Below are 13,302 nucleotides of genomic sequence, written 5' to 3'. Positions count from 1 at the left end.
GTTAAGTTTAGATGAATAAAGAGAATATTGCTGATTTTAATTTTCCAGCGTATGCTTAGAAAAAATAGTAATGAAAATAATATATTAGTTACGGTAATTTTTATGAAAGACATCAACGAACCCTCAACTGCACCGCTGGTTATTGCTGAGGAACCGGTTAACACTGAAGTAATAAAAACAACAGAATCTACGGCTAAAAATAGCGGCAATAAAAAAAATGCTGGTGTTTCTTCCCAAATGCAACTGCTTGCCTTGGCTAAAAACTTTGTACTTGATGGTGGCTTAATTTCTTCAGAAAAACAGATGCCATTAGAAGAAAGAACCCAAAAAAGAGCACGGATTGCCGCATTACGAAAACAAGAGAATCTTGAAGCTATTATAAAAAAGTCAGTAAATTACTGCTCTGCTACCGAGTTTACCCATAAAGCAGATGCTGATTGGTTTAGTACCTTTACCGAACTCGCCGAAGATGTCAGTAATACCACCATGCAAAATTTGTGGGCAAAAATACTAGCAGGGGAAATATCACAACCCGGTTCATTTTCCACTAAAACCCTCAAGGTTTTTCGTGCCATGAGTATCACGGAAGCGAAATTGTTAGCAAAGGCCTGTAGTTTAGCGGTGACAGAACAAACAAAAAGAAATATACGTATTATTTCAGGAGCCTATCAGACACCTGGCTTACTAAACTTTTTTAATAAAAATAGAGAACAGAATATACCCTTCAACCAATTTTCATTGAGCTATGCTGATTTATTAATTCTAGCTGATAATCATCTGGTCTTTATTCAAGAGACAGAATCTAGCCCAATGAACAAGTCAGAGTCGTTCCATTTTAACTTTAACGGTAAGCCATTAACGCTTACCGCAAAAAAATCATCTTGTGTACTGAAGTTTTATAAATTTACGCCAATAGGCAGCGAGCTAGCACGTCTGATCAGCGATAATATTGATGATGTTTATTTACAGCATTTAAAAAGTGCATTAAGCGAAAATTTTTCAATTATAGAGGGATAAGGATAAGAATTGGTGGTTTGAGAGCCAGCAATGTAGATACTGATACAAGCCCCTCTGACTGCTACAGCCCCGTCATCCTGCTATAAGCAACGTCATATAACTGCCAACCCCGTCATCCTGCTACCACCCCCGTCATCCTGAACTTGTTTCAGGATCTATACTTCCTCCCCAAATACAGATACTGAAACAAGTTCAGCATGACGACAAGAGTGGGCATCAAGCCCTACCACTATCGACCTGATCGCGTTACTAAACTTCAAGGTCCCAATACAGATACAAGCCTATTCATACTGCTACCAGCAACGCCATCCTGCTATAAGCCTTCATTCTGCTGTAACCCTTCATTCTGCTATAAGCCCGTCATCCTGCTATAAGCCCGTCATCCTGAACTTGTTTCAGGATCTGTACTTACCCCCAAAATACAGATACTGAAACAAGTTCAGCATGACGACAAGAGTGGGCATCAGACCCTGCAACTATCGACAAAATCGTGTCACTAAACTTCAAGCCTCTCAATAAAGATACAAGCCTATTCATACTGCTACCAGCAACGCCATCCTGCTACCAGCAACGTTATCCTGCTATAACCCTTAATTCTGCTGTAACCCGTCATCTTGCTATAAGCACCGTCATCCTGCTATAACCCCCGTCATCCTGAACTTGTTTCAGGATCTGTACTTACAAACACGAAAACAGATACTGAAATGCAGTTTTTTCCCGACAAAAAGTACCCAACATAAAAAAGGACAAGCATCTAAGATGTTTGTCCTTAATAGTAAACGTTAAGTTGGGCGTTATTTAAATACCGTCACCGTCAGTATGTAGACCACATTCTCTGGCCATGCCAGAAAAGCGAGTATCACTTTCATTCATACCTAACGTTAATGGCCGTGTACTGTGTGTGTCGCCAACCGATACATAGCCTTGGTCCCATAGAGGATGATAGGGCAAGTTATGCTTAGTTAGGTATTCATGTACATCCTTATTACTCCAATCAATAATAGGATGTACTTTAAAACGACCGCGTAAAATACTGACTACAGACAAGCCTTCACGATGCTCTGATTGCTGACGACGCACGCCAGAAAACCATGTTGCTGCATTGAGCTCATGTAAACCACGTTCTAGCGGCTCAACTTTATTACGGCGATTATAAGCTTTGAGTGATGTTTCATCTTTTGCCCATTCTTCACCATATTTTGCTTGTTGCCATGCCGCACTTTCTGTCGCGCTATAAACGTGTAAATTCAATTTCAAACGTTCGTTGAGCTGTTCAATAAACTGATAAGTTTCAGGAAACAAGTGTCCAGTGTCGGTAACAATCACCGGGATATTCGCATCGACTTGCGTCAACATATGCAACATAACCGCAGATTGAATGCCAAAGCTAGAAGACAAAACGAACTGCGATGGTAAATTTTCCATCGACCATTCAACTCGTTCAGTCGCGGTTTGCTGCTCTAATAGCTCGTTCCACTGGTTAAGCCAAGGCTTAGGTAAAGACGCAGGAAAACGGTTATTAATCGGTGCTTTTGCCGCAGCGATATCAGCACTATTAATAATAGGTTTAGTCATGAAAATCTCGCTTACTATTTTTCACTTCTGCGATAATGCCGGTACGAATAGTAAAATCACCAAACGCTTCATTGCTGTTTCTTTCCGATGACCAGCGAGCCACTAGCATATCCATTTCATCAAGAATATCTTGTTCGCTTAAGTTTTCTTTATACATTTTAGGTACTCGCGTTCCTGCCAAGTTGCCGCCTAAATGCATATTGTATTTACCTGGACCTTTACCAACTAAACCAATTTCTGCCAACATCGCACGACCACAGCCATTTGGACAACCAGTCACACGTAAAATAATACTTTCATCACTCATATCATGTTTGGCTAAAATGCCTTCTACGTCGGTAACAAAACCCGGTAAATAGCGTTCTGCTTCAGCCATAGCTAATGGACAGGTAGGAAATGCTACACAAGCCATAGAATCTTTACGTTGCTTTGAAACCGTGTCGTTCATTAAGCCATATTCACGGGCAATTTTTTCAATTTGTGCTTTATCTTCAGTTGCTACACCCGCGACAATTAAGTTTTGGTTAGCAGTCATACGAAAATCACCTTTGTGTATTTTCGCTAATTCAGCAACACCTGACTTAAGGGGTTTACCCGGGCTATCTAATAAGCGACCATTTTCAATAAATAAGGCTAAATGGTGCTTACCGTCAAAACCTTCAACCCAACCAATACGATCGCCACGTTCAGTGAACTCGTATGGACGAGAGGTTTCAAAAGTAATACCGGCACGTTTCTCAACTTCCGATTTAAAGGTTTCTACACCCACTCGGTCAAGTGTGTACTTAGTTTTAGCATTTTTACGATTAACTCGGTTTCCCCAGTCACGTTGTGTTGTTACAACAGCGGTCGCAACATCTAAGGTATGTGCTAAAGACACATAGCCGAAATCGTCAGCCTTGCGAGGATACGTTGACTTATCGCCATGAGTCATCGCTAAACCACCACCAACAAGTACGTTAAAACCAACTAATTTTCCATCTTTAGCAATAGCGATAAAGTTGAGATCATTAGCGTGAACGTCAATATCATTTTGTGGCGGAATAACAACAGTCGTTTTAAATTTTCGTGGTAAGTAGTTGCTGCCTAAAATAGGCTCTTGTGTTTCTTTACCTTCAGGGCCTTCAAGCTTTTCGCCATCTAGCCAGATCTCTGCATAAGCACGTGTTTTAGGCAGTAAATGTTCACTAATTTTAATAGCCCATTCATAAGCTTCTTGATGAAGTTCTGACTCAATAGGGTTAGAAGTACACAGAACATTACGGTTAACATCGCCAGCAGTCGCAATTGAGTCGATACCAATACTATTTAATGTTTGGTGCATTAATTTAATATTGGGCTTTAACACGCCATGAAATTGAAACGTTTGACGTGTTGTTAAGCGAATACTGCCATATGAAGTGCTCTCTTGAGCAAATTTGTCAATAGCCAACCACTGCTCTGGTTTAATGATACCGCCAGGCATACGAGCTCGTAACATAACATTATGCAAAGGTTCTAATTTTTGTTTACTACGCTCAGTTCTAATATCACGGTCATCTTGCTGATACATACCATGAGTTCTGATAATATGATAATTATCTGCAGTGAAACCACCGGTGACTTGGTCTTTTAAGTCATCAACAATTGTCCCTCGTAAAAAATTACTATCTGCTTTTAAGCGTTCGTTATCAGCCTGTTTACCTTCTACAATTAACGGTCCGGGACCTGTTAATACGATTTCTTTATTTGTTGTAGTCATTAGTAAACATCCTTTTGGAAACGCTTGGCGTTACGCAATTCTTTTAAATAATCTTGTGCTTGTTCTGTACTCAACTTGCCATGCTCAGCAATAATATCCACCAAGGCAAGCTCAACATCTTTTGCCATACGGCTCATGTCACCACAAATATATAAATGCGCGCCACGTTCTAACCAAGTAAAAATCTCACTGGCTTTTTCACGTAAACGGTCTTGCACATATATTTTTGCCGCTTGATCACGAGAAAAGGCTAAATCAAGGTGCGTTAACAAGCCTGATTTTAAATAGCCTTGCCATTCCACTTGGTATAAAAAATCTTGAGTGAAGGTTTGATCACCAAAAAACAGCCAGTTATCACCACTTGCTTCGCTTGCTTCACGTTCTTGCATAAAGGCTCTAAAAGGAGCAATACCAGTACCTGGGCCAATCATGATCACAGGCGTATCGCCATTTTCAGGTAAGCGAAAGTTATCGTTGTGTTCAATGAAAACCTTAACTGTGCCGCCTTCTGCTAAGCGTTTACCTAAAAAGCTTGAGGCACCGCCACTTCTTAACTGATCATTTTCGCTGTATTCAACTAAGCCCACCGTTAAGTGTACTTCTTCTTCAACCTCAGCTTGGCTCGAGGCTATAGAATATAAACGTGGAGTAATCTTTCTAAGCGCATCAACAAAGTCTTGTGCTGTTACTTTCGCCGGAGCTGCTTTAACTACATCAATAATTTGATGGTTACCCGCATATTCACGCGCAGCATTTTTATCTTCACTCAAGGTAAGTAAAGCTTTATCTTGTGATTTATCCGCCCAAAAGCTAATAAAATTAGGCGCTGTTTGAGTAATTTCTAATGTTGAAATTAATGCTTGTTCCAGTGATAAACGTTCACCGCCAACATCAATATTTTCATTACCTGACAAACCAAGTATTGCAATAAGTTCGGCGACTAACTCAGTGTCATTTTCAAACCACACACCTAAAGCGTCACCGGATTGATAGGTGATACCTGAATCGGCTAAATCGATTTCAATATGACGAACATCTTTTGCTGAATCACGACCGGTGATCTTTTGGCTTAAACTTAACTCAGCAGCATAAGGCGCCTGTTTAGTATATTCGCTAGACGCGCCAAGTGTTGGCATTACCACAACATTATGGCTATCAATCTCATTACCCAACAAGGCTTTTACATCTTTAACAATAGTCTCTGACCATGCTTTTACTTCAGCTTCGTAATCAACGTCACAGTCAACGCGTGCGGTAATCTGTTTTGCACCAAGCTTACTTAAGTAATCATCAAAGTCTTTGCCCGTTTGACAAAAGAACTCATAGCTAGTGTCGCCCAAGGCTAAAACGCTATAGCGTAAATCATCGAGCTTTGGCGCTTTTTTCGAGCCTAAGTATTCATGTAAAGCAATCGCATCATCGGGTGCTTCACCTTCGCCATTAGTACTGGCGACAATTAATAGGTGAGTCAGATTTTTAATGCTTTTTGGCTTAAAGTCACTCATGCTTTTTAAGTCGACGGTAAGACCTTCTGCTTGTGCTTGTGCGGCTAACGCTTTAGCAACACCTTTAGCATTTCCGGTTTGAGAACCAAATAAAATGGTTAATACAGGCGCAGGAGCTGCAACAGCTGAAGCTGTAGGGCTAACGCTTAACGATGCTCCTTCAGATTTAGCCGCTAAGTAACCACTTGCCCATGCAAGCTGCAACTGAGAGTAACTGCCAATAGCGTTTTGTAATGATGAAAGTTGGTCAGCATCTAGCATAGTTTTTTGTAAGTTCTGTTGGTTTGGCAACATAATGTCAATTCGCCCATTTAAATTTAGTAAAATAATAATAGACTGACTTTGCATATAATAAAAAGAATAGAAAAGGCTTTTTTATTCCAAAATAGAATAAGTCAGTTCTTTGAACCTTTACCCACACTCTTATCTAAATTTTAAGACATTCTTTTTCTTGAAATTTAGATAAGGGGCGACCACACTTAATTCAAGCTAAAAAGAATAGATAAAATGATGGAAAAAGTAGACGCAATAATTATTGGCGCTGGTGTCGTGGGTTTAGCCATTGCGGCAAGACTTAGCAATAAGCTCAATAACGTGCTCATTATTGATAAAAATGCTAGCTTTGGTGAAGAAACCAGTAGTCGTAATAGTGAAGTTATTCATGCCGGCATTTATTATCCTCAGCACAGTTTAAAAGCTAAGCTATGCGTGCAAGGAAAAGAGAAGCTTTATCAATATTGTAAAGATCGAGGCATTCCTCATCAACGCCTAGGAAAATTACTGGTTGCCCACGGCGAGGAAGAAGAGCAATGTTTAGCGAAAACCATAAAACAAGCAGCACTTAATGATGTTAATGATCTCGTCTGGTTAACGGCAGACGAGCTTAACAAGTCAAATCCAGCATTACATGCCACCGCTGCCTTACTTTCCCCTTCAACAGGTATTATTGATAGTCATCGTTATATGCAGGCTTTACTGGCAGAAATTGAGCATAATAATGGTCAGTTTGTTGGAAAAACCACCTTTATAAAGGCAGATAACAATAATGATGGCTTTGTTGTTACTTTAAATAGTCAAGATGAAATAATGCAGCTGCATTGTGATTATTTAATTAATTCAGGGGGATTACACAGTACTAAAGTTGCCGAAAATATTAGTGATTTAAAAAAGTCACATATTCCAACGCTTTATTATTGTCGAGGCCATTATTTTTCATACCAAGGAAGAAGTCCTTTTACACAACTCATTTATCCCTTACCCGAAGCGCATGGTTTAGGTATTCACGCCTCATTAGATATTGGCGGACAATTAAAATTTGGTCCCGACACACAGTACATAGATGATATTGATTATGAAGTCTCTCCGCTTCTAAAAGCTAAATTTGTTGCCGCGATTCAACGCTATTACCCTTCATTAGATAGCGAAAGATTACAGCCTGCTTATTCGGGTATTCGTCCGAAATTAGAAGGTCCGAATGATGGTTTTAAAGATTTTGTCATTCAAAGTGAAAAAGTGCATGGCTTGAAAGGATTAGTGAATCTGTTTGGTATTGACTCACCCGGCTTAACTTCTAGTTTAGCTATAGCTGAATATGTCGACGAAAGGCTAGCCATATAATGCTTATATATTTGAAAGTGAGTAAGGTATTTATGGCGAGTGAAAAATGAGTGTTTATATTTTGAGTTTCTAAAATGAATTAAAAAGCCAATTGCTTACACAATTGGCTCCTTTAACACTAAAGTAATAATATTACTGAGTGATTTCTTCTGGTTCAGCTGATTTTTGAATGTCTAATAATTCAATTTCAAACTGTAATACTGAGTTACCAGGAATACGTGGCGGGTTGCCATTTTTTCCGTAAGCTAAATCAGATGGAATAGTAAAAGTGTACTTTGAGCCCACTGACATTAACTGTACGCCTTCTGTCCAACCGCTAATAACACGATTTAAAGGGAATACTGCTGGTTCATTGCGTTCATATGAACTATCAAAAGTTTCACCGTTTAAGAAAGTACCTTTATAGTGAACCGTTACTGTATCAGTAGCGCTAGGTTTATCACCTTCACCTTCAGTTACAACAAGGTATTGAATACCTGATTCAGTAACTTGTACACCTTCTTTCTTAGCATTTTCTTCTAAGAATTTCATGCCTTCAGCAATTGCCGCTTCAGATTCAGCGTCTGCTGCTGCTAGTTGTTTTGCTTTCATTTGTTCATCAAGGCTCATTAATAGTGCTTGGATCTCTTCTTTCTCAATGATTGATTTGCCAGCAAGACTGTCCATGAAACCACGAGTAATTAATGCTTGGTCAAGTGGAACACCCAACTTCTCATGTTGATCAAGATTCTTTTGCATGTACATGCCAATTGAAGCACCTAAACTGTAAGCTTGTTTTTGCATTTCAGTTTCTAAAACAGGCGCTGTTTCGGTTGGTTTTACACTTTCTTGACAGCCAAACACTGACACAAGTGCAATAGCTAACATAGTTGGCTTAAATAATTTCATTTTTTCTCCGTTAACGTAACCTAGTACTCAGTTGGAGGAAGTCCCCCTAAGCCATTGATTAAATATTATGTATTGTTAGACAATGCGGCTTATACTAACGATAAATTAACTAAGAAAAAAGTATTAATATTGTGATTAAGTGTAATAACAAGCTAACACTGCTTTTCATCTGTCTATTTTCCTTATTGAACAGTGCTTGCCAGCCTGCAGAGGACAAGCCTGTACAGCGTTGGCAACATGCTACAGATGGTGCTTATGCAGCTAATATTTCTAATGATGGCAAATACAGTGTTGTCTCTTCTATTTATCATGGCTTAAGTTTATGGGACATAGAAGAGAATGCATTAAAATACAGCTGGTCACAACAGCAAGATAGTAGCGATAACTTAGTGCTGTTAGCCGATATATCCAATAATAATAGCCATGCACTGACCGCAAATCGAGAAGCGTTTTCGTTGTGGAATATAGCAACAGGGCAATCAGAAGGTTATTGGAAAGTACGTGAGTCAACGATTCGTGATATTGCCTTGTCCAATAATGGTGACTTTATTTTACTCGGTAAGAGTAATGGCACCGTTGTTCACATTACTATGAGCAATGGCCGTCGCTTAGAGTTCTTAGGTCATACAGAAAAAATTAATGCTGTTGATATGCTCCCCAATGGCCGTATCGCTATTTCAGGAGGCAATGATTACGTCGCTTATGTATGGGATACAGAAAGTGGGCAGGTTATTTATCGATTTAATCATCCCAGTCGCGTTACTATGGTGGCTCTAGACCCTAAAGGTCGGTTTGCTTTTACTGCCGACAGTAAAAAATCTTCAAACATATGGGATTTAAAAACAGGTAAACGCATTAGCCAACTTCAATACTATAACCGTCACGAAATATTTAGCTCAGTAAGGTTTTCTGATGATGGTACTCAACTATTAACAGGAGCCCCAACTCGAAAAGTTAGCCTATGGAGCATACTAACCGGAGAGCGGCTTGACAGCTGGCGAGTTACGCCAAAAGAAAGTATACGTGCTGCAGGCGCGGTAGTGTATAGTGTCGCCTTTCGAGGAAAGAACCAAATAATCACCGAAAGTTCATCAGGATACGCTGAGCTTTGGCAAAGAAAGTCGCGTTAGGTACCCCAAATTATGACAACAGAAATACAAAAAACAATCATCGAATTACAAGAAAACATTGAAACGCTGCAATCTCGTAATGCCTTTCAAGACGATGTTATTGAACAGTTGAATAATGAACTTGCTGTTCATCAATTAGAAATTTCAGACATTAGGGCACAGCTAAAGTTAATCGCAAGTCGTGTTCAAGATAATAATCCGGGTCAAAATCAGTCGCAAGATATCGAACCGCCACCACCACATTATTAACTCTTAACCTGAGCTTTCATTCAAATAAATACCAAGCTGAAATATTTCAGCTTGGTAAAATAATGATTTATTCTTGCTTAAAAATACCAATCACTTGCTCTTGCGGACGGATTTCTTTAACGACATGCTCTTCTGGCTGTGACATTTGATGCCCACAGCTAACACAAGTAACTTTTTCAACATTATTTTCTTTTGTTAATCCCATGGTGTCCATAGCATTACATTTCGGGCAAATAGCGCCAGCAATAAATCTTTTTTTCATGTGTTTCAATCCAAATAAAATCGAGTTGTATTATTTTACCTTGAATCTTGTCGATAGGAAAAGGACAATAGCGGCCTGAATTAAAATGAGTAATAACACACAATGATCATAGCCACCGATTTAAGCTTAGATAGAGGCGCTAAAAACCTCATAAAATCATCAAGCTTTACTATTCATCCTAATCACAAAGTCGGCTTAGTTGGCGCTAATGGCTGTGGAAAATCTTCTTTATTTGCGGCCTTATTAGGTGAGTTACAGCCCGACAGGGGCGATGTAAATATGCCTTCAGGCTGGGATGTCGCGACAGTAAAACAAGAAACTCCCGCCCTCGAGCAATCCGCCTTAGATTATGTGATGGACGGAGATAAAGAGTTTCGTCAACTTGAGCAACAACTTGAGAAAGCTCGATTAAATGATGATGGCAACCAAGAAGCGTTAATTCTCAACCATATTGACGCCATAAATGGCTACAGTTTACCCGCCCGTGCCAGCGAGTTATTGCATGGTTTAGGTTTTTTACAAGAACAACTAGGTGATGCCGTAAAGGATTTTTCTGGTGGTTGGCGCATGCGTCTTAACTTGGCTCAAGCGTTAATTAGCCGCGCAGATTTACTTTTACTCGATGAACCCACTAACCATCTAGATTTAGATGCGGTAATTTGGTTACAGCGTTGGTTAAAACGCTTTACCGGTACTTTAGTGCTTATTTCACATGATCGTGATTTTCTCGATGACGTTATTGAACAAATTCTTCATATTGAACATCAACAAGCAAAATTATATTCGGGTAATTATAGCGCCTTTGAGCGTCAGCGCGCGGAACATTTAGCACAACAAGATGCTCAATTTCAAAAACAGCAAAAAGAAGTTGCTCACTTAACCTCATTCGTCGATCGCTTTAGAGCAAAAGCCAGTAAAGCAAAACAAGCACAAAGTCGTTTAAAGCGTTTACAAAAATTACCTGACTTAGCACCCGCACATGTTGATAGCCAATTTACCTTCAGTTTCAAAACACCGGAAACATTGCCTTATCCGTTATTAGCGTTAAAAGAGACAACCTGTGGCTATAATCCAGAAACCATTATTTTACGTGATGTCGGTCTCACACTGGTACCCGGTAGTAGAATCGGTCTTTTAGGACGAAACGGTGCGGGTAAGTCGACATTAATAAAGTCATTAGCCGGCGATATTGCCTTAATTAAAGGCGAGCGTTATTGCGCCCAAGACTTAACTGTTGGTTACTTCTCTCAACATCAGCTTGAACAATTACATATGCCAAGTAGTGCGATTGATCATATTGTTCGTGCTAAACCTGAGACTACAGAGCTACAAGCGCGCAATTTTTTAGGTAGCTTTGGTTTTACTGGCGACCAAGCACTCTCTCCGGTAAGTACCATGTCAGGTGGAGAAAAAGCACGTCTGGTATTGGCGTTAATTGTTAATGAAAAGCCACAATTACTTCTCCTCGATGAGCCCACTAACCATCTTGATTTAGAAATGCGTCAAGCACTTGTCTTTGCTTTACAAGACTTTGAAGGGGCTATTATTTTGATTGCCCATGATCGCTTTTTATTAGAGTCGTGTGTTGATGAGTTTTTCTTAGTTGCCAATGGTCAAGTTAGCGAGTTCTCTGGTGATATTGATGACTATCAACAATGGCTTAATGAAGACAAAAAACAAACACTGAAAAATACTAAACCCGCAAAGTCTCTTGAGGTTGTTGATAAAAAACAATTACGCAAAGACCAAGCTGAATTACGTAAAAAAGCATCCCCACTGCGTAAACAAGCCGATAAATACGAGAAGAAAGTGCAACTGCTGCAAACTGAATTAGCTGAAGTTGAAGGAGTATTAGCCGAAAGTGAGATATATCAAAGTGAACATAAAGCACGCTTAGCCGTACTCATTAAGCAACAAGCTAAGCTCAAAGCAGATGTTGAAGAAAATGAAATGTATTGGCTCGAATTAGAAGAACAAATTGAAGAAATTATGTTGCAAGCTTCACTGTAAAAATTAATCATTAAATTATATTACTTGCTACACTTAATAATCATACGATTAAAATAATGAGAACGTTATGAAAAAAACAATATTCGCCCTTTTTTGTCTATCTATAGTAAGTAGTGTTTCGAGCTTTGCTTATCAAGGTGATCTTGACCAAGGCATTTATGAATTAAACCGTGGTGCTTTTAAAGCGGCTATAAATGAATTTGAACCCTTAGTTGCTCAGGAGTATTCTCCTGCGCAGTATCAAATGGCGCTTATTTATTTAAATGGTTACGGCGTTACAAAAGATCCCAAAAAAGCGTTGGAATTAATGTCCTTAGCCGCTTCACAAAATCACCCCGACGCACTATTTAGTTTGTCACTGATGTATTCTGACGGAGTCATCGTTAAAAAAGATTTAAAAACCGCTTTTGCACTGATGGAAAGAGCAGCGATAAGAGACTCCGTTGCCGCACAATTTAATCTTGGTGTTATGTATTTCAATGGCACGGGTACATATAAAGACTATCCAAAAGCCGCACGTTGGTATGAAACTGCGGCAAAGCAAAACTACGCCCTAGCCCAGTTTAATTTAGCACTGATGTATTTTGAAGGATTGGGTGTTGAGAAAAGTGTAGAGATGTCTTTTATATGGAATATTATTTCCGCAAGTAATGGTTATCAAAATGCAGGAAAAAGTCGCGATATGGACTCCTTAAAACTCAGCAATGTAGAAATAGCTCAAGCAAGGGAAAAGGCTGACCGACTTTATCAACAAATTATCGAACAAGAAGCATTAAAAGCTAAACAATAAAACCTTAGCTCTAAAAAATAAGACAATAATCTAAGGGATAAATTTAAGGTTCATTGATCTATATCACAACCATAAAGTAACCCACGATTTAAAATGGCTATAACATTACGTTATAGCCATTTTTGTTATAACTCAATTATTTTTATGGAGTCTATTATGAACTTTTTCGATATGATTATTAATGATCCCGTTGTACTTTATTCTTTTGGCGGATTAGCAATTCTTTTAGGTATTGGTGCTTTTTATGTTTATTATTTTCTTAAAAACATCAATGAAAATAATTAGGTAAAAACCTGTAGAAGTTGATTAAAGTTGCAACCTTCTAAATTAAGGTGGAAACCGTTAAATAAAGTCAGCAACTGCAATTATTACGTTTAAGCACCGAAAATATCTTTCAAAAAATTTAATTAAACGTTGAAGTAGTTAATTTCTACAATATAACCCTAAGGGCAATAGCTGCCAAAGAGGAGTCTTTAGCAACCTAAAATTTTGCAGGCGTATATTTTACTGTTTGATAC

Annotated in this window: 13 protein-coding genes; 7 read left to right on the top strand and 6 right to left on the bottom strand. The window is 38.9% G+C overall.

Features of this window, described 5'->3' with window-relative positions; all coding sequences use genetic code 11:
• The first annotated feature begins 102 nt into the window (after positions 1-102).
• Complete coding sequence (locus H4J62_RS07290) at positions 103-1,017, top strand: TIGR03899 family protein (protein ID WP_182214692.1); 915 nt, start codon at positions 103-105, stop codon at positions 1,015-1,017.
• Between the two features lie 408 nt (positions 1,018-1,425).
• Here H4J62_RS07290 and H4J62_RS20380 read toward each other — a convergent pair whose 3' ends face one another.
• From H4J62_RS20380 to H4J62_RS07275, 4 genes are all read right to left on the bottom strand, one after another.
• Positions 1,426-1,554, bottom strand: coding sequence for a hypothetical protein (locus tag H4J62_RS20380; protein WP_259364607.1), 129 nt, complete (start codon positions 1,552-1,554; stop codon positions 1,426-1,428).
• A gap of 261 nt (positions 1,555-1,815) precedes the next feature.
• Positions 1,816-2,592 carry a phosphoadenylyl-sulfate reductase gene (locus H4J62_RS07285; RefSeq protein ID WP_157470904.1) on the bottom strand — a complete coding sequence of 259 codons (777 nt, stop codon included), beginning with the start codon at positions 2,590-2,592 and terminating at the stop codon, positions 1,816-1,818.
• Entirely contained in the window at positions 2,585-4,333 is a 1,749-nt protein-coding gene (gene cysI, locus H4J62_RS07280; RefSeq protein WP_220465204.1) for an assimilatory sulfite reductase (NADPH) hemoprotein subunit, read from the bottom strand. The genes H4J62_RS07285 and cysI overlap by 8 nt, the downstream gene beginning before the upstream one ends.
• Entirely contained in the window at positions 4,333-6,132 is a 1,800-nt protein-coding gene (locus H4J62_RS07275) for an assimilatory sulfite reductase (NADPH) flavoprotein subunit (protein WP_182214693.1), read from the bottom strand. The genes cysI and H4J62_RS07275 overlap by 1 nt, the downstream gene beginning before the upstream one ends.
• A gap of 213 nt (positions 6,133-6,345) precedes the next feature.
• Here H4J62_RS07275 and H4J62_RS07270 point away from each other — a divergent pair, with 213 nt between their 5' ends.
• On the top strand, positions 6,346-7,455 hold the full coding sequence (locus tag H4J62_RS07270; RefSeq protein ID WP_310733504.1) for an NAD(P)/FAD-dependent oxidoreductase: 1,110 nt from the start codon (positions 6,346-6,348) through the stop codon (positions 7,453-7,455).
• A gap of 132 nt (positions 7,456-7,587) precedes the next feature.
• On the opposite strand, the gene fkpA is transcribed toward H4J62_RS07270, so the two are convergent.
• A complete protein-coding gene (fkpA, locus tag H4J62_RS07265) occupies positions 7,588-8,343 on the bottom strand; it encodes an FKBP-type peptidyl-prolyl cis-trans isomerase (RefSeq protein WP_070374931.1) in 756 nt (251 codons plus the stop codon).
• 131 nt (positions 8,344-8,474) lie between these two features.
• On the opposite strand from fkpA, the gene H4J62_RS07260 reads away from it, so the two are divergent.
• On the top strand, positions 8,475-9,473 hold the full coding sequence (locus H4J62_RS07260; protein WP_310733505.1) for a hypothetical protein: 999 nt from the start codon (positions 8,475-8,477) through the stop codon (positions 9,471-9,473).
• A gap of 12 nt (positions 9,474-9,485) precedes the next feature.
• Positions 9,486-9,722 (top strand): SlyX family protein, encoded by a 237-nt coding sequence (locus tag H4J62_RS07255; protein ID WP_182214695.1) that lies wholly within the window; start codon positions 9,486-9,488, stop codon positions 9,720-9,722.
• 67 nt (positions 9,723-9,789) lie between these two features.
• Here H4J62_RS07255 and H4J62_RS07250 read toward each other — a convergent pair whose 3' ends face one another.
• Positions 9,790-9,984, bottom strand: coding sequence for a YheV family putative zinc ribbon protein (locus H4J62_RS07250; protein WP_070374933.1), 195 nt, complete (start codon positions 9,982-9,984; stop codon positions 9,790-9,792).
• A gap of 102 nt (positions 9,985-10,086) precedes the next feature.
• Here H4J62_RS07250 and H4J62_RS07245 point away from each other — a divergent pair, with 102 nt between their 5' ends.
• From H4J62_RS07245 to H4J62_RS20375, 3 genes are all read left to right on the top strand, one after another.
• Positions 10,087-11,994, top strand: a complete 1,908-nt coding sequence (locus H4J62_RS07245; RefSeq protein WP_182214697.1) for an ATP-binding cassette domain-containing protein — start codon at positions 10,087-10,089, stop codon at positions 11,992-11,994.
• 67 nt (positions 11,995-12,061) lie between these two features.
• On the top strand, positions 12,062-12,784 hold the full coding sequence (locus H4J62_RS07240) for a tetratricopeptide repeat protein (protein WP_182214699.1): 723 nt from the start codon (positions 12,062-12,064) through the stop codon (positions 12,782-12,784).
• Between the two features lie 156 nt (positions 12,785-12,940).
• Entirely contained in the window at positions 12,941-13,069 is a 129-nt protein-coding gene (locus H4J62_RS20375; RefSeq protein WP_157470907.1) for a DUF3149 domain-containing protein, read from the top strand.
• Positions 13,070-13,302: the final 233 nt, after the last annotated feature.

The organism is Colwellia sp. BRX8-5 (genome assembly GCF_014077325.1).
GTDB lineage: Bacteria > Pseudomonadota > Gammaproteobacteria > Enterobacterales > Alteromonadaceae > Colwellia_A.
The sequence above is the reverse complement of the archived record's forward strand: the minus strand, read 5'-3'. Positions and strand labels throughout refer to the sequence as shown.

What these genes read in the sequence shown, in the direction of transcription:
- H4J62_RS07240 (WP_182214699.1), top strand. Translation starts at nt 12,062, where the DNA reads ATGAAAAAAACAATATTCGCCCTTTTTTGTCTATCTATAGTAAGTAGT.
- H4J62_RS07290 (WP_182214692.1), top strand. Translation starts at nt 103, where the DNA reads ATGAAAGACATCAACGAACCCTCAACTGCACCGCTGGTTATTGCTGAG.
- H4J62_RS07275 (WP_182214693.1), bottom strand. Translation starts at nt 6,132, where the DNA reads ATGTTGCCAAACCAACAGAACTTACAAAAAACTATGCTAGATGCTGAC.
- H4J62_RS20375 (WP_157470907.1), top strand. Translation starts at nt 12,941, where the DNA reads ATGAACTTTTTCGATATGATTATTAATGATCCCGTTGTACTTTATTCT.
- H4J62_RS07285 (WP_157470904.1), bottom strand. Translation starts at nt 2,592, where the DNA reads ATGACTAAACCTATTATTAATAGTGCTGATATCGCTGCGGCAAAAGCA.
- cysI (WP_220465204.1), bottom strand. Translation starts at nt 4,333, where the DNA reads ATGACTACAACAAATAAAGAAATCGTATTAACAGGTCCCGGACCGTTA.
- H4J62_RS20380 (WP_259364607.1), bottom strand. Translation starts at nt 1,554, where the DNA reads ATGAATAGGCTTGTATCTTTATTGAGAGGCTTGAAGTTTAGTGACACG.
- H4J62_RS07270 (WP_310733504.1), top strand. Translation starts at nt 6,346, where the DNA reads ATGATGGAAAAAGTAGACGCAATAATTATTGGCGCTGGTGTCGTGGGT.
- fkpA (WP_070374931.1), bottom strand. Translation starts at nt 8,343, where the DNA reads ATGAAATTATTTAAGCCAACTATGTTAGCTATTGCACTTGTGTCAGTG.
- H4J62_RS07250 (WP_070374933.1), bottom strand. Translation starts at nt 9,984, where the DNA reads ATGAAAAAAAGATTTATTGCTGGCGCTATTTGCCCGAAATGTAATGCT.
- H4J62_RS07245 (WP_182214697.1), top strand. Translation starts at nt 10,087, where the DNA reads ATGATCATAGCCACCGATTTAAGCTTAGATAGAGGCGCTAAAAACCTC.
- H4J62_RS07255 (WP_182214695.1), top strand. Translation starts at nt 9,486, where the DNA reads ATGACAACAGAAATACAAAAAACAATCATCGAATTACAAGAAAACATT.